At 64.0% G+C, this 18,540-nt stretch carries 16 protein-coding genes and 1 pseudogene; 4 read left to right on the forward strand and 13 right to left on the reverse strand.

Translation table 11 applies throughout. The annotated features are described in order from the left end of the window. From drmA to drmC, 3 genes are read left to right on the forward strand one after another with little or no spacing between them, the layout of a single operon-like run. The gene (gene drmA, locus ABEG18_RS17845) at positions 1-3,990 is read left to right on the forward strand and encodes a DISARM system helicase DrmA (protein ID WP_406854392.1); all 3,990 of its coding nucleotides are present in this window, start codon (positions 1-3) and stop codon (positions 3,988-3,990) included. Beyond that, positions 3,987-5,828 (forward strand): DrmB family protein, encoded by a 1,842-nt coding sequence (gene drmB / locus ABEG18_RS17850; RefSeq protein WP_406854393.1) that lies wholly within the window; start codon positions 3,987-3,989, stop codon positions 5,826-5,828. Before drmA ends, drmB begins: the two co-directional genes overlap by 4 nt. An 8-nt stretch (positions 5,829-5,836) precedes the next feature. Continuing rightward, entirely contained in the window at positions 5,837-6,589 is a 753-nt protein-coding gene (gene drmC, locus ABEG18_RS17855; RefSeq protein ID WP_406854394.1) for a DISARM system phospholipase D-like protein DrmC, read from the forward strand. 19 nt (positions 6,590-6,608) lie between these two features. Here the strand turns inward: drmC and ABEG18_RS17860 are convergent, their stop codons facing one another. From ABEG18_RS17860 to ABEG18_RS17870, 3 genes are read right to left on the reverse strand one after another with little or no spacing between them, the layout of a single operon-like run. Further along, positions 6,609-6,860, reverse strand: coding sequence for a hypothetical protein (locus tag ABEG18_RS17860; RefSeq protein WP_406854395.1), 252 nt, complete (start codon positions 6,858-6,860; stop codon positions 6,609-6,611). Positions 6,861-6,897: 37 nt separating this feature from the next. Further along, positions 6,898-7,230 (reverse strand): hypothetical protein, encoded by a 333-nt coding sequence (locus tag ABEG18_RS17865; protein WP_406854396.1) that lies wholly within the window; start codon positions 7,228-7,230, stop codon positions 6,898-6,900. After that, positions 7,227-7,604: a hypothetical protein gene (locus ABEG18_RS17870; RefSeq protein ID WP_406854397.1), complete on the reverse strand. Its 378-nt coding sequence runs from the start codon at positions 7,602-7,604 to the stop codon at positions 7,227-7,229. The genes ABEG18_RS17865 and ABEG18_RS17870 overlap by 4 nt, the downstream gene beginning before the upstream one ends. 350 nt (positions 7,605-7,954) lie before the next feature. Between ABEG18_RS17870 and ABEG18_RS17875 the strand changes: the two genes are divergently transcribed. Next, the gene (locus ABEG18_RS17875; RefSeq protein ID WP_406854398.1) at positions 7,955-8,155 is read left to right on the forward strand and encodes a hypothetical protein; all 201 of its coding nucleotides are present in this window, start codon (positions 7,955-7,957) and stop codon (positions 8,153-8,155) included. A 24-nt stretch (positions 8,156-8,179) separates the two neighbouring features. On the opposite strand, the gene ABEG18_RS17880 is transcribed toward ABEG18_RS17875, so the two are convergent. The 10 genes and pseudogenes from ABEG18_RS17880 to ABEG18_RS17925 form a co-directional block, all read right to left on the reverse strand. After that, complete coding sequence (locus ABEG18_RS17880) at positions 8,180-8,377, reverse strand: hypothetical protein (RefSeq protein ID WP_406854399.1); 198 nt, start codon at positions 8,375-8,377, stop codon at positions 8,180-8,182. Positions 8,378-8,404: 27 nt separating this feature from the next. Beyond that, a complete protein-coding gene (locus tag ABEG18_RS17885) occupies positions 8,405-8,617 on the reverse strand; it encodes a hypothetical protein (RefSeq protein ID WP_406854400.1) in 213 nt (70 codons plus the stop codon). Between the two features lie 209 nt (positions 8,618-8,826). Further along, positions 8,827-9,027 (reverse strand): annotated as a pseudogene (locus tag ABEG18_RS17890) (transposase); the annotation flags it as partial. Between the two features lie 82 nt (positions 9,028-9,109). Then, positions 9,110-11,158, reverse strand: coding sequence for a WD40 repeat domain-containing protein (locus tag ABEG18_RS17895; RefSeq protein ID WP_406854401.1), 2,049 nt, complete (start codon positions 11,156-11,158; stop codon positions 9,110-9,112). Continuing rightward, positions 11,155-13,848 (reverse strand): hypothetical protein, encoded by a 2,694-nt coding sequence (locus tag ABEG18_RS17900; RefSeq protein ID WP_406854402.1) that lies wholly within the window; start codon positions 13,846-13,848, stop codon positions 11,155-11,157. The genes ABEG18_RS17895 and ABEG18_RS17900 overlap by 4 nt, the downstream gene beginning before the upstream one ends. Positions 13,849-13,870: 22 nt before the next feature. After that, the gene (locus tag ABEG18_RS17905; RefSeq protein WP_406854403.1) at positions 13,871-14,929 is read right to left on the reverse strand and encodes an AAA family ATPase; all 1,059 of its coding nucleotides are present in this window, start codon (positions 14,927-14,929) and stop codon (positions 13,871-13,873) included. Then, positions 14,926-16,536 carry a trypsin-like serine peptidase gene (locus ABEG18_RS17910; RefSeq protein WP_406854404.1) on the reverse strand — a complete coding sequence of 537 codons (1,611 nt, stop codon included), beginning with the start codon at positions 16,534-16,536 and terminating at the stop codon, positions 14,926-14,928. The genes ABEG18_RS17905 and ABEG18_RS17910 overlap by 4 nt, the downstream gene beginning before the upstream one ends. Before the next feature lie 83 nt (positions 16,537-16,619). Further along, a complete protein-coding gene (locus ABEG18_RS17915) occupies positions 16,620-17,234 on the reverse strand; it encodes a hypothetical protein (RefSeq protein WP_406854405.1) in 615 nt (204 codons plus the stop codon). Between the two features lie 4 nt (positions 17,235-17,238). After that, positions 17,239-17,520, reverse strand: a complete 282-nt coding sequence (locus ABEG18_RS17920) for a carboxypeptidase-like regulatory domain-containing protein (protein ID WP_406854406.1) — start codon at positions 17,518-17,520, stop codon at positions 17,239-17,241. Between the two features lie 14 nt (positions 17,521-17,534). Next, positions 17,535-18,509, reverse strand: a complete 975-nt coding sequence (locus ABEG18_RS17925; RefSeq protein ID WP_406854407.1) for a trypsin-like serine peptidase — start codon at positions 18,507-18,509, stop codon at positions 17,535-17,537. Between the last annotated feature and the right edge of the window lie 31 nt (positions 18,510-18,540).

The raw sequence follows: 18,540 nt of genomic DNA on the forward strand, positions 1-18,540 counted from the left end.
ATGACCGAGTTGATCGAGCAAGCCGCTCCCCAGCATGCCGCGTGGATGATCCGCGGCGAGCATGTCGCCAGCGGGTATGCCGTCCGGATCGGACTTGGCCCTACTGACGAAAGCGCTGTCGCCCCCGGTGATTGGGCGGTCGTCTTAGGATCCGACGATGCCGTGTGGATCGTCGGCCGCATTCTGCGCATCCGGGCGGATGGCGATGGTCGGACCATCTATTTCGACCAGTTTCAGGCCGTGCAGCCGGCAGTCCCACTGAGTGCGCTCGGCCTCACGGCGCCGAGCGCACCGGCAACACGGCTGCCGTGGGGTGATTTCCTGCGCGTCCTTCCGTTGCTCGGCGCGGCCTCACCCGACGCGGTGCCGCTGATCCAGGATGTGATCTACGTTCGCGATCTTCTCGAGCTTTCCGTGCGGGATGACCTGCTCGGCCCCGCGGAAGGGCCGCACGAGTTGATCAAGGACATGAGCGTCCGCGATCGTTATCTCGTCGGCAAGCTCGCGCCCCGACGGCCGGGTGACGATCAGACCGCTCAGGTGGAACCGGCTTCCGCGGCCGATGAGGCAGGCGACCTCGAGGAAGAGCGGACCGCCTCGTTGCACGAGCCGGGTGCAGAGTTCCCCAGTGCCACCGGCCGGGTGGAACCCGAAGACGACGCGCTCGACGAGATCGATACCACGAACAACCAGTCACTGGTGCCTTCGAGCATGGGGCTGACCTTCTGCGTCGCGCCCGATGTGCAGACGTTGGCGGTAGATGCCCGTTGGGGTCGCTACGAACGCGTCCCGAATGAAGAGCATGATATCACCAAGACCCGACGAAACCGCCAGACCGGCCGAGAAGGAGAGGTGAAGGTCAGGGTCTGGCGGCGCGTCCCGTGTGGTGGTGTGGTCCCGCTGTCACTCGTCGACGGTCAGATCAAACCGTCCACTCCCGACCCCGATCAGCCCGATGTTCGTCTTCAGGGCACGGTTCGGACGAACGCCAAGGGCGAACGACTAGTCACTCTGTTCCTCGTAAACGGACAGCTGGAGCCCGACGACAACAAGGATCGCGCATGGCTGTTCCAGCCGGAGATCACCGTCGAGGCCCCCGAAGATCACGGTGGCAGGTCGGTCTTTCGGCGTCGCCCCTCCAACGAAGTGGTGGTCGACGATCCGGAACGTGACCGTCTCGCCCTCATCTATCGTAACCGGCTCGAGTTCGCGGTCGGACACGGAGTGTCCGTACACGCAGATACGACGCCCGAGGAGCCGACGAAGGCCCATCGCGTCAGAACCGAGATCATCCCGCGCTACGAAGTCGCCGTCACCGAAACGCCCGGTCTCGATCCCGGGGATCGCCCAGCCATGCGGCGCATGGTCGACGAGGGCTGGCTCGACATGACGCGGCTGGCGGAGATGGCGCCGGACGCGTTACGCGACGCCCTTTCGTGTCTCGTCGACGATTACGCCGTTTGGATCGGCGAACAGAATACCCGGCTTGGTGCGGAGATCACCGGCTTCGATGATCCGGGCAAAGACGTCATCGAGCGTTGCGAGGAGATCCTGCGCCGTCTCCGAGATGGCATGGACACTCTCTTTGCTGATCCGAAAGCGCTGGAGGCATTCCGCTTCGCCAACCGGTCCATGGCGATGCAGCGTGTCCGAAGCATCTACGCCCTAAAGCGGAGACGGAACGAGACTGTCGACGTGGGCACGTTGGACGTGCCGAAGAACAGGTCGTGGCGCCCGTTCCAGCTGGCATTCCTGCTGCTGTCGATTCCGTCTCTGGCCGATCCCGCTCATCCGGACCGGACGAAGCCGGTCGAGGCGTTCGCTGATCTGCTCTGGTTCCCGACGGGTGGCGGCAAGACCGAGGCCTATCTCGGCGTGGCGGCTTTCGCCATGGCCATGCGCCGGCTGAAGAACGATCTGGGCGGCCTCGACGCCTCCCGCGGTCTCGCCGTCATCATGCGCTACACCCTTAGACTTCTGACGCTGCAGCAGTTCCAACGGGCGACGACGCTGCTCTGTGCGATGGAGGTAATCCGCCGCACGGACGACAAGACGTGGGGCAAGGAACCGTTCACGCTCGGCCTCTGGGTGGGCAACCGTGTGACTCCGGGGACGACGGAAGCCTCTCATCAGGCCATTGAGGCCATTCGAAACAACGACCGCAACAAGGCCGGCATTGCCTCGCCAGCACAGCTGACCAGCTGTCCGTGGTGCGGTTCGGAGATCTCCGGCGGTCGCGACATCGAGGTGGACAGGGTCGCGGGAAGAACGCTGATCCACTGCGGCGACAAGCTCGGCGGTTGCGAATTCTCGAAAGCGAAATCGAGTGGCCAACCTCACCCGGGGCTCCCGGTGAAGGTAGTCGACGAGGAGATCTATCACCGCCCTCCGACGATGATGATCGCGACCGTCGACAAGTTCGCGATGATGGCGTGGCGCCCCGAGGTTCGAAACCTGTTCGGCCGCGTCGATCAGGAGTGCGGACGCCATGGCCTGCTCTGGCCTAGCCACGACTGTGGCACCGGACACAGGGCAAGGGGTTCGTATCCCGCCGCCAGTGTAAAGCCGGTCCGCGCCATCAGGCCGCCAGACCTCATCATCCAGGACGAGTTCCACCTCATCAGCGGTCCACTGGGCACGATGGTGGGCCTGTACGAGACGGCCGTCGACGAGTTGAGCAGCTGGGTTCTGGGCGACACGAAAGTCCGCCCCAAAGTCGTCGCCTCCACCGCGACCGTGCGGCGCGCAGATGATCAGGTACGCAATGTCTTCATGCGCCGAATCTCGGTGTTCCCGCCCACGGGATTGGACGTCGAGGATAACTTCTTCTCCGTACAGCGACCGATCGGCGAGAAACCCGGGCGGCGCTACATGGGCGTCTGTGCGCCGGGCAGCTCGCGTCCTGCGGTTCTGATCAGGACCTACACTGCATTCCTGACCGCCGCGCAGGCACTGTTCGATCGGTTCGGTCCGGTGGCCGACCCCTACATGACGCTCGTCGGCTACTTCAACTCGCTGCGAGAACTCGGCGGCATGAAGCGGTTGGCGGAAGACGACGTCCAGACGCGTTCGTTCCGCGTCAACATGAGCTTGGTGGACCGGCCGGGGCTCTCCCAGCGGCGTGTCGAGGAGATCAGCGAACTGACGTCGCGCGTCTCAAGTCAGGACATTCCGCGATACCTCGATCAGCTCGAGGTTCCCTTCGAAGGAACCTTTGATCCGGCCCAAGGCAAGTGGGTGACCAACAGGAAGCCCGGAGAGGCCCGACCGATCGATGCCGTTCTTGCGACGAACATGCTGTCGGTCGGCGTGGACGTGAATCGCCTTGGAGTGATGGTTGTAAACGGTCAGCCCAAGGGAACGGCCGAATATATCCAGGCGACCAGCCGCGTGGGCCGCACGCCGCCGGGGCTCGTGGCGACCGTGCTGACTTGGGCGCGGCCGCGCGACCTGTCGCACTACGAGACGTTCGAGCACTACCACGCGACATTCTACCAGCATGTCGAAGCCCAATCCGTCACCCCGTTTTCACCGCGAGCGCTGGACCGAGGTCTAACTGGCGCGATGCTTTCCATCATGCGTCACACCTATGATCCCTTTGCGGCGAACGATGGGGCTGGCGCTATGAACAGTCCAAGCCTCAACGAGATGCTCGAAACAATCAAAGCCATCGCCGCACGCACCTGGGAAGTGACGGAAGATTCAGGGAAGAAGGCTTTGACCGAAGCCGAGATGAAGAGCCGTGCCGACGACTGGGCCAATGAAGCAGGCGTTGGCGGTCGCACGCTCGTCTACCAGAAGCACGGCGCGGGTCCCACCGCTTATCCGCTCCTCTCAGCACCCGGCATCAAGCCCTGGACCGACTGGACCGTCCCGATGTCGATGCGAGAGGTCGAGCCCGGTGTGAGGCTCGTGATGGAGGACGACCGCTCGACCAGTGATCCAACTTGGCGACCGAGGGTGACCAGAGCCGAGGAGGATCAGCAATGAGCAGGACGCCCGTAGGAGAGGTCCGACCGAGCCAGCTTCTCTGGACCTATGGCCCAGGGGCTCTGATTGACCTTCCGAACATGTCGGTGGTCACGATGGGCATCGATCGCTGGGAGAAGGATAGATGCCAGCCTATCCAGGAGGCGCGATTGCTGGCCAATGTCCGAAGCGTTCTCGGAGCGCAGGTCGATTCATTGCGCATGCCGCCGATCGGCGAAAGAGACATCGTGGATCCCTTTTCTGCTGCAGCACTAATCGGCGTCCCAGTGAAGCCCTTCCCGAGATGGCTTCGCTGCGTGAAATGCGGCTTGTTGTCACCTTATGACGCCGGATTGTTCAAGCTGAAAGAGAACAGGTATCGGCCGGAGTCGACGCGCTTCGTTCACGAGGGATGTCGAGGCTCGGGCAACAATCAAAGGGCCAGGGATGCCGATGCGGTTCCTGCCCGCTTCCTCATGGCCTGTCGTTCCGGCCATCTGGATGATTTTGCCTGGCACTGGTTTGTTCATGGTGGCCCGAGCACATGCCGAGCGACGCTGAGGTTCTTCGAGAGCGGCGCATCGCTTCAAACCGAGAACCTTTGGGTAAAGTGTGACGGTTGCGGCGCATCAAAGAACATGGCGCAGGCTTTCGGTCAGGCCGGTCGAGACAATCTACCGGGGTGCCGCGGGCGACATCCGCACATCGACAAGTTCGAAGACGATTGCACTGAAGACCCTCGTGCCATCCTTCTGGGGGCAACGAATGGCTGGTTCCCGGTCACATTGTCGGTCCTGGCCATCCCGCAAACAGGAAGTCCTTTGGCGCAACTGGTCGCGGACGGCTGGACCTTCTTCGAAGACGTCAGTTCCGCTGCCGAGGTCGCGTTCGTCGCCAAGACCCTCAAGAAGACCGCTCAGTTGCCCGGGATCGAGCAGTTCGCCGACGATCAGATCTGGACCGCCATAGAGGTCCATCGCAATGGTGGATCGAGCGTCGAGCAGAGTGATTTGAAGGGGCCGGAATGGGATGTGCTGACGGCCGACAGCCCGCCGACCGACTATCCGTACTTCATGAGCAAGAAGGTAGGCATTCCTTCGGGCTTTGGTTCGGCGATCACACGCGTCCTCTTGCTGGAGCGCCTTCGTGAGGTGAATGCACTCCTCGGGTTCACGAGGGTCGAGTCCCCGGATGAGGGCACGGGAGACGACGCGGCCCCACGTGCTCCACTCGGACGCGCCGCGCCTAACTGGGTGCCGGCCACCCAGGTTCACGGGGAAGGTATTTTCATCCGTTTCAATGTCGATGCTTTGAAGGCTTGGGCGGACAAGGACCCCGTGAGATCGCTTGATGCTCGACTCAGACAGGGGCACCGCGGATGGCGTCACAAGCGAAACCTCGACCCGAACGAAGGTTATCCAGGCGTCCGCTACGTCATGCTCCACACCCTCGCGCACATGCTGATCCGGGAACTGGCGCTGGAGTGCGGCTACAATGCCGCGAGCATTCGTGAACGGATATATGCGGATGTCGAGGACGGAAGGGATCAAGCCGGATTTCTCATCTACACGGCCGCCGCAGACTCCGATGGAACCCTGGGGGGACTGGTAGAGCTCGGGAAGCCCGAAAATCTCGGTCGACTTCTACGCCAATCACTGGACCGCGCCCACATCTGTGCCTCTGATCCCCTCTGTGCAGAACATGATCCGAGCAAGGATCAGTCGCTGCATGGCGCAGCGTGTCACGCCTGTTCGTTCGTATCGGAAACCTCATGTGAGCGGGGAAATCGCCATCTGGATCGCTCCTTGGTCGTACCCACTCTCGAAAACCCTGATGCAGCGTTCTTCGAGACCGTCTGATGGAGTCAATGCTGATCGCTGCCACGGATCTCGTCGCCCTGTTGTCTCCGTCGAGGATCGAAGCGCTTGCGGATCGAGTCCGCGGCTCGATGCCGGCCGAGAGAGATAGAAGCCTGCACCAGCTTGTGACCACGCCGGCGGCTCGCGTAGCGCTTGATCGTCTGCTCACCACTTGGGAACAGACGGCGATATCAGGAGATGTGTTGGCCGGTATCTTGGTTGGCGCGGCATATGCGCGTCAACAGGCACAGCGCGAGATCAGCGTCGAACTCGTCTGGACAGGCCCGACGACACCCTTCGTCGCGACCCGTCGCACAGAGCAGGTGCTATTGGATCTCATCCGTCACGCTCAAAGCGACCTCTTCCTCGTCAGCTTCGTCGCGTATGATGTCTCCTCGGTGGTTGACGCATTGAACGCCGCAGCTGCTCGCGGCATCGAGATTCGCATTCTGCTGGAAACCTCCGCGAGCCACGGTGGGAGCCTGTCGGTCGATCCTATCGCCACGATGCGGAGCTGTGTGCCTTCGGCAGGCTTGTACGTCTGGACAGACCGGCCGGCACCGTTCACCGAAGGACGGGTTCACGCGAAAGTGGCTGTCGCCGACGGGAGTACCGCATTCCTGACCAGCGCAAACCTGACCGGGCACGCCCTTGAGAAGAACATGGAGGCAGGCGTCGTCATCAGCGGCGGGCACATTCCTACGGGCCTACGCGCACATCTGCACGCCCTAATCGAGACGAAGGTCATTCGCAGGACTTAGCGGGCGCATACGCTGTTGATCAAACTCGGAATCCGCGCACCTGATCCCCCATTACGGTGTAGTCGCTCAGCATCTCGGCGATTGCCGACCGCTCGGGCAGCAGCACGAGTTCGTCGGCCGCGCGGGCCTGGAACTCGCGGCTGTCCTCAACGACGGGCGGGCAGATGGGCACGATGCTCGGTTCAGAACCGACCGTCGCGCAAGCCGCCAGCCAACTCAACGCTGTCGCGAGGGCGGCGAGCCGCGGCGTAGATCCGATGATCCGCCACAACAGCTCCCACGGTTATTGCCTCCGGAATTGGGGGCGATCAGCCGCGCACCTGGATCAGATGCAGAACGACCTCGTTGCGCAGACGACGGGTGTCGCAGGCCTGGATCGTGGTCGTGCGCCCGTCGATGATGCAGCGGTCGCCATTTCGCGGCGGGCCTGGCCATTGCGCATCGGCGATCTCGGTGTTGGTGATCGCCACCTCCCGGTCGCCCTGCGTGATGCCCCCGATCAGTTGGACCGGCTCGTATCCGCGCACGACGGCCTGACAGACGACCTCATGCCGAACTTGCGTCGTGGTGCCGGTGAGGCGCTGCAGGGTCACCGGCTGCCCGAACCTGGCGATCAACGCGTAGATGCGTTCGGGAGTCATCGGCATGCGACCCGGGCGGAGAGGACCGAGCCGGACCCGAATGTGCCGGCGGATGTGATCTTCAGGCGCAGACGATCGCCCAGCACTCCGTCCTCCGCCGTGTCGTCGGCGAGCGACGCATCGGTCGGCGTCAGCACCGTGGTGCGCGGCGTCAGCCCGGACAGGTTGACGATCTTGAAGCCGGCTGCCGTGGTGAAGGCGGCGCAGAAGATGTCGGCCCAGGTCTGCCCCTGGTCGAGCGAGGTCTGAACCCACGCCTTGCAGGTCGTGCCCCCGCTCACGGGCGCGAAGCGGACCTGGAGCGTGATGGCGGTCAGACCGTCGAGGTCGACGACCGGCGTCAGAACCAGCGCCGTGACGGCAGTCGTGATCACCTGGTCGCCCAAGCTGTAGATGCCGGGATTGATTACTTGGAAGGCCAGCCCTTAAGGCGTTGTGTTCGCGCGCCTGCCGAACTGGGTGGAGTAGCCACATGAAGATGCGTGGCAGCCTGCCCTACCTGTCCGGAGTTGGAACACGCCCCCGCTTGGGGCGTTGAGTCGATGACGAAACCGGCCGGCATGATCACCCGCGACCGACGCCCCCTGCGGTACCGCTGCAGGGGGCTTTTCGTTTCGCGCCAAAGAAGCCTTCACCCGTGGCAGCCGCTTCCTGATCCCTAGTCCTTTCCGCCATGGGCGGCTGTAAGGTGCGGTCGTGAGAAAGTCGAGCGAGGCCAGAGACGATGGATTACGGGTTTGCGGTCTACGAGCCGCCTGAACCGGGGCTGCCCTACTTGGCTGTCGTCCTGCAGGACGGCAAGGTCGTGGACTATATCACAGCACCGAGCGCAGCCGAGGCCAACGCCTTGCTCAAGGAGCTTGCGGTTGGGCTCGCCGAGGCTGAGGCGGATACCCGCTGGTTGCAAGCCGGGCCGCGCGACTGAGGCAGCCGACTCCGGCGCAGCAGTCTAGCTGGCTTTCCCGCTCAGCCCGCCCGTTCGGTGCGCGTGGGCGATGTCCTGGAGGGCCAGGCTGAGCCTCTCGCGGCGGAGACGTTCAGTCCTGGCGAGGATCGCCTCCCTCTGCTGCCGGATGAGCACCATGGCCTCGCCGGGCTGCGCGGCGTCGGGCGGGTAAGGGCGCGGGTCCTTAAGATCAGTCTTCATTGGCGCGTCCCTCAGGATATCGTCTGGCTACGAAGCCTTTGGCTTTTTCAGAACGGCCTCGACGTGTCTGAACTCGATCAGGTGTTCGCGGCCATCCAGGCGGGCAACGACGCCGTCAGCAGTGACGTTGACGACCTCGCACAAGCCGCCCCCGGCGTGGGCGCTGGACGGACGCAGGCGCACGCAGTCGCCCGGCGACACCGAACGAGGGCCCTCGAAGGGGTGTTCGGTCATGGACATGGGATGTCCTCCTGGCCCCTTGGGAAAAGTGGGGCGCCGAAGAAGCGGCCGCAAGCTGACATGTGGGCGTAGCCAGTTATTCGGGAACGGCGCGCGCGGATCTCATCATGGCCTGGCCGCAACAGCGGCTCACTCGCGAGAGGCCGGATACATTTATGCAGACTGGATCGTCAGACCGCGCCTGATCCTTGCAGCGACGGGGCGGACCATACATTTTTTCCGAGAGCCTCGCGGAGCGTCGCCACGTCGAGCATCGACTCTGCCAGAAGCTTCTTCAGCTTCCGGTTCTCCTCCTCAAGCGCCTTCAGCTTGCGGGCGTCGGAGACCTACATCCCGCCGTACTTGATGCGCCACGTGTGTAAGGTCGCGTCGCTGATCCCGCGCGTGCGGCAGAGGTCCAACACCGCAATCTCGCCCTAGTGGACCTTCAAAATCCCCGTGATTGACGAAGCCGTTAAATCTCTGGCCGGAGGCCGACCCGTTTTGTGCGTTCTATTTTCCCTTTGCCAGTTTCTGCTTCGCCTGATCTAGGCTATCTTGAACGCGCCGTTCACTAGCAACCAGCTCATCGTAGTTAAGTGGGTCACGTCCTTGATCCCCACCAGAGCATTGTTTGGCCATAATTCGAACCATGTTATTTAAACTACCTTTGATCACACTCAATTGCGTCCCAGCGTTTTCAACTCGACCATTCTCTAAAGTTTTAATCAGATCAAAGAGAAAATTTTGCACGTCGTTACCTAAAGATACGAACACATCGAAGCGATTTGGATTTTGGCCGTTCGCCCCGCCGGGGCAGCTCTGGACCATTAGCTTTACCATCTTCTGAGTTTGAACGACTGCATCGCGCAGCATTGAAATGACACTATTCATGTCAGCATCTGTGGTCGAGGTAGTGGAAAAGCGTTGTAAGGCCTCGTCAGACGGGGGGATAGGAGTGAGATTGTCCGGCGGCTTGTCCGTGCTGAATTCCGACAGTGGAAGCGTTACAATGTTGAGGAATCTATCCAGGTCCGTGAGCAACAGCCGTCCCGTTGCGTCGAGCGAAGCTAGCATGCGCCCGTCCACCGAAATCGCAATCTTAATCACCTGCGCTCCATGGCCAAGCAAGCGGACGGTTCTCGCGGACGACGGGGCCGAGCGGGGATCTGTCGGAAGCACCACAATCCACACCCGGCCGTCTCCCCCCGCAACAGCAAAGAGGTCACCACGCGGCGAGAGCGAGGCGGCAGTAATCGGCGACCAACTGTTCGGTTCGGTTTGCGACACACGGTTCAGCGAATACCGACGGAGTACCGGGGTGTCCTCCAAGCCCAGGCGCGCCACCCAGATCTCCCCTTCCTGGTCCCATAAGAGCAGCACGCGGCCTGAGCGGTCGAGCATCAACCCGTCGCGCGTCGGCACGGACCCGTGTTCAGACGGGGCAGATCCGGCCACCCCGTCGATGGCACCCTTTTCGAAGAGGACAAGCCGGCCTTCGGCCGTTTCCACGGAATAACCTGTCAGGCCAAAGACAGCCACCGTGCCATCTGCCGCACCGGTGGCAAACAGATCTGAGGGCTGGGGGGCAAACGGTCGGACGGCGATCGCAATGACGGGGCCTAAGTGGATCCTTGCAATACCTTTGCTGTTCTGTGGCTGTGACGGGGCGATCTGAGTTGCGGCGGAGGTCGGAAAACCAAGCACAGCGCCACTCTCGTAGCCAGCGAGCACGTACGAGCTGGACCCGCCGCTATCTCCGGCGATCGCGGAAAGCCGGTCCGGCCCGTAGTATGGAGTATTGGTCGCCTGCGTTGGGCCTATAATCGCATTCGAGGCGTTTCGTAGCATCGTCCTGATTATAGGGTTAGAAGTTAATCCCCCGTTGGCTGTGGGCGGGATACCCTTAAGTGAGCCGCCTGCCCTGAATGCAAAGCCGCGGTATGTAGGCTCCGTGCCAACACGGAAACCTGCATATCCACCGTCGCCGGATGCCCACACCCCTTCGGCCGAGTGGTCGACATCCGACGGGAAGATCCTGACCATTGCTCCCGGGGCATACGGCCTGGACGGAAGCACGACCGGCACGCCGTCACGCCCGATGTTGATGAGGTATCCCCGTTCCGTTCCAATCGTTAGCGGACCGCCCTCTTGGCTCGACCACGCCATCGCGGTCACGCGCCCGGCCGAAGCGCCCATAGCAACGGATTTATCGGAAACCACGGTCTGCACATGGCCGAATCGGCTCGCCGCAAAGGCAAGGAATGCCGACACAGTAATCATTCCCAGGCCCCCCATCGCGACCGGGGCAACGTCGGCGAAGCTCGGCAACCAGGCAGCGATGTTCCAGCGGCCTGAAGCGCCCCGCGGACCGCTTGAGTCGGTCGGTGTTGCATCTACGTTGGCGCTCTCCGAGACGGGTGGGCGGTGCACACTCCCGTCTTCGCTCGTGGCCGAGGTTGGGTCGGGCGGGCCGGGCCCCAAGGAACCTGCAGAAAAGCTCTCGAAGCCCTTGCCCGGCTCCACGTCGAAGCGCTTCTGCTCGTCGCCTGCCGTGTTCATTTCGCGACTCGTTCAGCCGAAGCGGCAGTGACGGCCTCGGGTGACGACATTGCTCGCAACATCCGCCCCGGTGCCGCCCGCACAGCCGGAATCACAAGCAGCGCACAGCAGCAGAAGGTCGCCACAACGTATGCCGCGAGGGGGAGCCAAGCACCATTAGGAGTCGGCACGTCAGCGCCTGGCACAAGCCAGGACGCAATCGTGGCCCACGCGAGGAGCATTGAGAAGCGGGCGAGCGCCAGCGAATACCAGCGCTTCTGCGAGATCATCGGCGTCAACTCCGAGACGGCAATGAGCGGAAAGTCGGACTTGAGGCCGAGCATCGTCTCGTCAGCGGCGAGCTTCTGACCGCGCCAGTCTGGGAGCCAGACCGGCAGTGATGTTACGGAGCCCATCTCGCCCGGTTTAGTCCGCTGAAGCAACCGCTCCACAGCAGCCCGCGCCGACGCCTTATCGCGATCGCGCGCGTTGTCAAAGGCGGCGATCCGCAGCCAGGCCGGCATCCGACCCTGCCGGAACCAGACTAGCTGGCAAAGGCGATCGAGCTGCGCTTCGCTGAATAATGGCGCGTCCGAATACGCGCGGTCGAGGCGCGGCGGATCGGCCCGCGGCTCGGCGTCGGCCAATGTAAGAAACGAGCCCGGCACAACCTTGCGCGTCAGGTTGGCTCCGAGCCAAAGCGTGACGTCGAACCGCAGTTGGGGGTGGACGGCGCACGCGAGGAACCACACGTAGCCCCGCCCGAGCCACTCCCTGAGCGCGAGCACGACGGTGTCGATCGCCTGCTGCGACGGCGCGCGCTCTGAGAGCAGTATCATTTCGTCCGCGACGAGGACGGGCGGCGGCGCTGGCATTAAGTCGTCGGTCAGCGATTTGACCATCAGGGATGTCCAGCGCTCGACCTGACGGCCCAAGTTGGGTAATTCAAGCGCCGTCACCAGCGGACGGCGGGCGGTGTAGTCTGGGAACCGGTCGTCGAAGACGAGCGCGAGGTCGGCGAAGCCTGCGAGTGACGCGCGGCCAATAGGAGAATCGAGCGCGACGGCGAGGCGATATTCGCGGATTCCCCAGGCTGCCACCGGGGTCGGCGTCAGGATCATCCGGCGAGGCCAGTTGGCGATGTCTTGGGTGACGACTTCGAGCGGCCTTCCGGTCAGGAGGTCAAGCAGTTCGTCACCGTCGGTGATTAGCACCAGCACCGCCCCGAAATGCCGTTCGCGAAGACCCCGCAAGTCGAGGGTCGTGCCATGCCTCGCATTGCTTCCTCGGACGCGGCTGGTCGCCGTAAGACGGCGCGGGTCCGGCGCGTAGTCGTAGGCCGTCAGCGCAAGGCCGGCATCACCGAGCGCATTCACGAGCCGCAAAGCGCGGGCGCGCTCGTGGTCGTGGCGGTGCCGGCGGCGGATGAGGAAGACGAACTCGACAGCACTGCTCCTTGCCTGCAGGACGGGCACGAGGTCGCCGGCCGATTGCAGCGTCGCGCGGACACTGCGGCCCGCATCGAGCCGGGTGCCCGGCCGCGGCTCGCGGAATCCGAGCAGCGCTCGAACCACGCGTCCGGCCGACGGTAGCGGCGGCAGCCCGGCCGTGCCGGTCTGGACAAGAGATGCTTCCGCCCAAGAGCCTGCCGCGGCTCTACACTGGTCCCGTAGCGCAATGGCAACTTCTCGCTTCCGAGCGGCTGAGGAGGCCGACGGCGGCCGGTTTGGTTTCTGCAATGCCCAGACCGACCCAAGCAGCAGCACCAGGAAAGGAAGATAGCGGTATGTCGTCCGGCCGGAGGCCGCGGGAGGGGAAGCCGTGGGCGCGGCGTTCGCGTTTTCAGCTTGGAACGCGGCGAGGAACTTCGCCACTTCAGTGTCGGCAGCCCGCTCACCGATCGAGAGCAGGGCCGCCATGTCGTCGAACGATCCAGGCGTCAGCCGCTCGGCGACGACGAGGGCGTAATGCCGGACGGCGAGCCCACCCGCGGCGGTATGCGGTATTGGCTGGTCGGGTGAAAGCGGGAATCGGCTTACCATTTCGGAAAGCAGTTGGGCAGGTTTGCCGGCCTGCGGAAAGCTGGCCGACATCGCCCGGGCTAGAGTTTGGGGCGATGCATCTTTGTGTTCGCTCAACGACGCGACAGCGACCGTCAAAATCTTAACATAAGACCGGGTGAGCGGCGACGAGTCGGGCGGGATCTGTTGCCCTAGCGGTTGCAAGGACGGAGAGACTGGAAAAGGAGGTGGAGGATGAACAATGACGGGGTCAGGCGGCCTCGGACTCAACAGATACCCGGCGCAGACCACTGCAGCTGCCAGGGCGGCAACGACAGCCATCTGCCGCGTCGCAACCCAACCGAATTCCCGCGCCAGCCACCGTTTCGCGACCACCAGGAACCGTTCGCGAGGATCCGCCTGCGGAGCGCCCCGACTGCGGAAGGTGACGTCCAGCGCCTCTTCCAGCGCCGTGGCGGACTCGCGCGTCTCGGCAAGAACCGGGGCGAGGTGCCGGAGCCAAAAGCTGCGTGTCGCGGAGCCAGCGGCGATGCCGCCCGCCGTCACCGCGAGGCATATGTGGAGCGCATCCAGCCGCTGCCCCGGCGTGACGCGGTTCAACGCGGTTCCGAGCCCGCGATGGATGCGGAGGTCCTCGTAGGTGTTGATCAGCCGATCCAAACTGGAGCGGTCGAGCAGGATCTCGTCCATTGCCAATCCCCTCCCGGACCGGTCAGCCATCTTCCCCGGTGAAAAGCTTGGCGAGAATGTCCTTGTCCCGCTTGAGCTTGGCGAGCACGGGACCGGTGACGGTGAGATCGCCGGTGTCGTGCACCGACAGGATAGCTGCAGCGTCGAGCAACTCGGAGACTCCGGGGCGCTTGTCGGGGTCCGTCTCGCGGAATCGCAGAACGAGATCTATGAGTGCAGCCCTACGGGCGGGATCGAGGGAATGGCTCGCGGGGACCAACCCCATGCGGGAGAGACGGGCGTCGAGGCCCCTGTCCACGATACGACTCAGCAGCCAGGTGTCCGGAAACGGGATCTCGAAGAAGACGCAGCGGCGCAGGAAGGCGTCTGGCAGCTGTCTCTCCTCATTCGAGGTGATCAGCACGATCGGCCTCATCGTGCGATCGATCTCATTCCCGGGCGGCGTCTCCGGCTCCTTCGGATCGGCCGGAAACTCACGCACCCGGAAGCTCATCGCCTCGATCTCCTGCAGGAGATCGTTCGGGAAGTCCCGCGGCGTCTTGTCGATCTCGTCGATGACGACAACGGAAGGGCGCGGCGGCGACCCGGGCGGCCGGATCGCGCCGTTGCGGCCGCGGAGCAGGTGGGCGACCGCGTCGCGGTCGTGGGCATCGAGGATCGCCCGGCCAAGCGCCTGAAACTCGACGTAGTCGCCAACGTCCGTTTCGGCGGGCGGCGCGACTCCCGGTGCTCCGGGCTTGTGAAGCGTGGTGATCTGTGCGTCGCGGAAGCGCTTCAGCGCGTCGTAGACGTAGAATAGCTCGTTGGCCTCCGAACTCGACTTGCTGGTGAACAGGTGGAGGTTCTGGATGCCGAGCTGCCGGGCCACCGCGTATCCGAGCTCGGTTTTGCCGCAGCCCGGCTCGCCGGACACGAGAAGCGGCCGACCGAGTTCAATGGCGACGTCAACGGCAGCGACCATCTCCGCGCTGAACTGGTAGCCCTTGCCCTTCTCGGTCGGGCGCCCGTTTTCCAGAAGCATCGTGTTCTGGCGTTTGCTCGCGGCGGATGTCCACGATGCTCGCAACCGTCCGAAGCTCATGGCTGCCTCCCCTGCCCCGCAGGACGTGAACTCCGGATCACCAGGTCGATGTCGTCACCGAGTTCGTCGACGACCCGCTTCATTCGAAGCCGGGTCTGGTTCCTGAACAGGCTCTCCATCTCGCGCCGAAGCACCTGGTTCTCTCCCCAGGCCGTCTCGATCACCACACGCCATCCCGTGAGGTCGGCGAGACCAATATCGGACAGCTGAATGCAAAGGCCGCATCCCGGGGGCGCCGAAGCATCGTTCCAGAGGCCAGCGAAACTCTCGATGATCGCCGCCGCATCGGGGCGCGTATGGTCGACCGTTAGGCAGACAAGGCAGAGGAGGGTACCCGGGGTACCGTCAACCCGGGCATGAAGAGCGCTGGCGAGATGCGCCATGAGCTCCCGTTCCGTGGTCGCGTCCATCCCATCGGTGTAGTCGCCCTTCAGGACGAGCAACTGCCGGCCGTCGACGTCGAGGTCGGAGACCAGAACGTCAATCTCGGCCTTCCGCCGATCCGCGTGGTCGATCGTCGGCCAACCCTCGACGCGTCCGTCGAAGGAGCGTGCGAGTTCGCCCTGGGCGAGGCCGGTCAGGATGGCGTCCTCGCGCAGCTTGTGGGTGGGGTAGAGCGGCAGGAATTCCAGGCGCTTGGTGAAAAACTCGGGCAGGTCGTCGTCGCGGCAGGCGATCAGGTGCACGCGCGGCAAGGGCATCGCTGGAGCTGCGGGCTTGGCCGCGGCCGTCCGTCGGAACCGAATTTCCTCAGTCATGCGGTCCATCAGCCAAAGCGCCGCGTTGCGCCGGCGTGCCACCTCCGCATCGCGAGCCCCGTCCGGTAGGCCCAGGGACGGCGGATCCTGGAAAAATTCCTGCAGGAGGCCGTCGGCAGCGAACTTGTGCCTGATGTATGGAACGATCTTCAACAACGGGACGAAGCGCTTCTGACTGTTGTCCCCGCTTCGGTGTCCAGAATTGTGCAGGCCAACGAAGGCGAATTCCTTGTCCATGTCGAAGCATGGCCCGCCCGACGAGCCGGGCCTTGACTCGGCCGTGTGCACGAAGCGCGCATTGTCCCCGAGCGTACCGTCGACGTTGCCCCTCCCGCAACGGAGAGGCTGCTGTGTCTTCTGAAAGTTTTCGCCCGTCGGATGCTGGTAGAGGAAGATCTCATCCTCATTATCAGGCAAATCCGGCGACTTCGGCAGCTGGAGCCAGCCGCGGCTCAAGCCGTCACGGGTCGGCCTCCTGCCTATCGGACTGGCGAGCCGGATGATCGCGAAGTCAAGGCAATCGGGCAGGAACGTGGGGGCGCCACCCTGCATATCGCCTGGCGACGGTAGGCTGCGGCAGAGAGCCCCGGCCAAGACGCCCACCTCGGTCCCGGAATTAGTTGCTCCGGAACCGTCGGCGACGTAATCAAAAATGCACCTCAGCTCGCCGTAGTCCTCCGGCGTGAGGACGTGTTGAACAACATGGCAGGCCGTCAGCACTAGGTCGGGCCCGATGAGCACGCCGGTACCGCTGTGAGGCCCCGACACAATCGCGCAGACGGACCGGACGGCGCGCTGCATGGCCGGGGTCGCATTGCTTGGATTGAACAGCCCGTTCGCCTTCGGCACGCGGTACTCTCCAATTTTTCCAGGCGGCGTTCGCCCCGGCCCCGGCCGCACAGTCTACGGCGATCAGGCCCCGGGATCCGCCGCTATGATCCGGCCGTCGCCAGGGACGCCGGCAGCGTCCAGGCAGCCGCCGAGTCGTAGCCGGCCTTGTCGGGCTTGACCGAGATGTGGATGTGATGGTCGTGAGGGTTCCGGCCCGTGTAGGGCCGCCAGCCCCAGGCCGGCGCACCGCCGACTGCTGACGAGTTGGCGATCCTGCGGTTCCAGATGACGTACTTGACCCTGCTGTCGGCCGCGCTGCGGATGGCCTCGGCGAGCACGCCCGCATCGCATCCGTTTCGCGCGTCGTGAGTGACGTCCATCGCGGTCACGACGCCGATCCCAGTGTCGAGAACCCAGGGATTGTGGTCGGAGGCCCGGCTCTGGTGCGATGGATCGCCGATTGTACCGTCGCTCGCCTTGCTGCGGCTCGGCGCCAACGCGTTGACTTGCTCTCGCAGCTTCAGGAGGCATTTTGCGACGCGCCAGTTGGCGACGCCTGCCTCCGTCATGGGCCTCGGCGGTTCCGGATCGTCCGGATCGCCATGCAGATCTTCGTCCGGGGTCGGACCAATCTCGTGCGCCAGCTCCGTCTCGGGCGTGGTCCCGCCCGGGAACACCATCTCGGTCGATTCGGTATCGCCGGTCATGCCGCTCATGTTGTCAGCCTCCCTTGAGTTCCGGCCCGCCCACCTCGATCTCGAACTGGAGCGGATCTGTGCCGGCCGTTGCCTCAATTGCGCCCTCCGCCCCGTCGCCGGCGCGGGCCCTGATTTCGAACCGCCCAGGCGGCAATGCCAAGCGGAAGCGCCCCTCGCCGTCGCATACGACGGCAATCTCGGGGGTTGGCGCGGTTCCCGATGCTACCCAGACGAGGGCTCCGGCCGCCGGCATGCCGTCGCCGCGCACGACGCGACCAACGTGCAGCACCCGCCCTGAAGCCATTCTGGCTCCCCCATTCACCCGACTCCGCCGCCCACCCCGGCCATCCCGCCAAGGTTTGCGATGCCGCCCGCACCGCCGTTCTGGCACCAGTGCTCGATCTGGTCGACCACCGCCGGTATGATCCGCGGCGCGGAGTTGACGCGCATATTCATGCTCGCCGGTGTTCCACCGAGGCCATAGGCGTGAATGCCGACGACGATCGGCTGGATTTCCCCCTCGCGGAAAATGTAGGCCGGCCCGCCGCTCTGGCCGCCGGACGTGTCGACGTCGTAAAAGATGCGCCGCGGCGTGACCGCCCGGATGCGGTTCTTGGCCCAGTAGAGCTCCTGCCCGCCGCCCGGCGTCCCGGGATAGCCGCTGACGTTAATCATGTAGTCGACGAGTTCCTCGTCGGTCAGGGCGCCAACGCGGAACACCGCGCTGGGATCGGTGAGCATTGGCTCGTCGAGGTGGATTGCCGCGATGTCAAAGTCGGGATCCTGGTCGGAAAGCCATCGGTCGACAGTGGAAAAGCGCGTCGACACTGCCGATCCGAACGGCGTCAGTTCCCGGTCCCGCGCCGGCGTCACCGCGATTCGCCGCGCCCAGCCGTTCATCTGGTTCCTGTCGAACACGCAGTGACCGGCCGTAATTAGCGTGGTCGGTGCCACGAACCAACCGGTGCCGACGTAGGTGCCCCATTCGGAGTCGATGCTGAGCGCGCAAACCATGCGCCACGGCGACTCCGACGTGTTGACGATCCGCGTCCGCTCGTCCGCGTCGAGAACAGATTCCAAGCCCGAGCTCTCCGGCCTGAATAGCGGTCGCGCCGACTTGCCGGTGACGAGGCGCCGCCTCACTAGGTCGGAGAGCGGTGGCGGGTTGGCGGCAGCCGGCGTTATCCGGTTCTCCAGCACCGCCTGGAACTGCTTCTGTGTTGCCGCACCAGCCTCAATGCTATCGCCCCGGCCCTGCTCTCGGACCGGACTGTCAATCGATCTCAGCTCCATCGCTCCGCCTCCCTAGCTCGTTCTCAACCGT

The sequence above is a fragment of the Alsobacter sp. KACC 23698 genome (genome assembly GCF_045348435.1).
In the GTDB taxonomy this organism is placed as follows: domain Bacteria; phylum Pseudomonadota; class Alphaproteobacteria; order Rhizobiales; family Beijerinckiaceae; genus Alsobacter.

Bases quoted from the DNA above. Each gene is read 5' to 3' on its own strand.
- drmA (WP_406854392.1), top strand. From the start codon at position 1: ATGACCGAGTTGATCGAGCAAGCCGCTCCCCAGCATGCCGCGTGGATG.
- drmB (WP_406854393.1), top strand. From the start codon at position 3,987: ATGAGCAGGACGCCCGTAGGAGAGGTCCGACCGAGCCAGCTTCTCTGG.
- drmC (WP_406854394.1), top strand. From the start codon at position 5,837: ATGCTGATCGCTGCCACGGATCTCGTCGCCCTGTTGTCTCCGTCGAGG.
- ABEG18_RS17865 (WP_406854396.1), bottom strand. From the start codon at position 7,230: ATGACTCCCGAACGCATCTACGCGTTGATCGCCAGGTTCGGGCAGCCG.
- ABEG18_RS17875 (WP_406854398.1), top strand. From the start codon at position 7,955: ATGGATTACGGGTTTGCGGTCTACGAGCCGCCTGAACCGGGGCTGCCC.
- ABEG18_RS17880 (WP_406854399.1), bottom strand. From the start codon at position 8,377: ATGAAGACTGATCTTAAGGACCCGCGCCCTTACCCGCCCGACGCCGCG.
- ABEG18_RS17885 (WP_406854400.1), bottom strand. From the start codon at position 8,617: ATGTCCATGACCGAACACCCCTTCGAGGGCCCTCGTTCGGTGTCGCCG.
- ABEG18_RS17895 (WP_406854401.1), bottom strand. From the start codon at position 11,158: ATGAACACGGCAGGCGACGAGCAGAAGCGCTTCGACGTGGAGCCGGGC.
- ABEG18_RS17900 (WP_406854402.1), bottom strand. From the start codon at position 13,848: ATGGACGAGATCCTGCTCGACCGCTCCAGTTTGGATCGGCTGATCAAC.
- ABEG18_RS17905 (WP_406854403.1), bottom strand. From the start codon at position 14,929: ATGAGCTTCGGACGGTTGCGAGCATCGTGGACATCCGCCGCGAGCAAA.
- ABEG18_RS17915 (WP_406854405.1), bottom strand. From the start codon at position 17,234: ATGAGCGGCATGACCGGCGATACCGAATCGACCGAGATGGTGTTCCCG.
- ABEG18_RS17920 (WP_406854406.1), bottom strand. From the start codon at position 17,520: ATGGCTTCAGGGCGGGTGCTGCACGTTGGTCGCGTCGTGCGCGGCGAC.
- ABEG18_RS17925 (WP_406854407.1), bottom strand. From the start codon at position 18,509: ATGGAGCTGAGATCGATTGACAGTCCGGTCCGAGAGCAGGGCCGGGGC.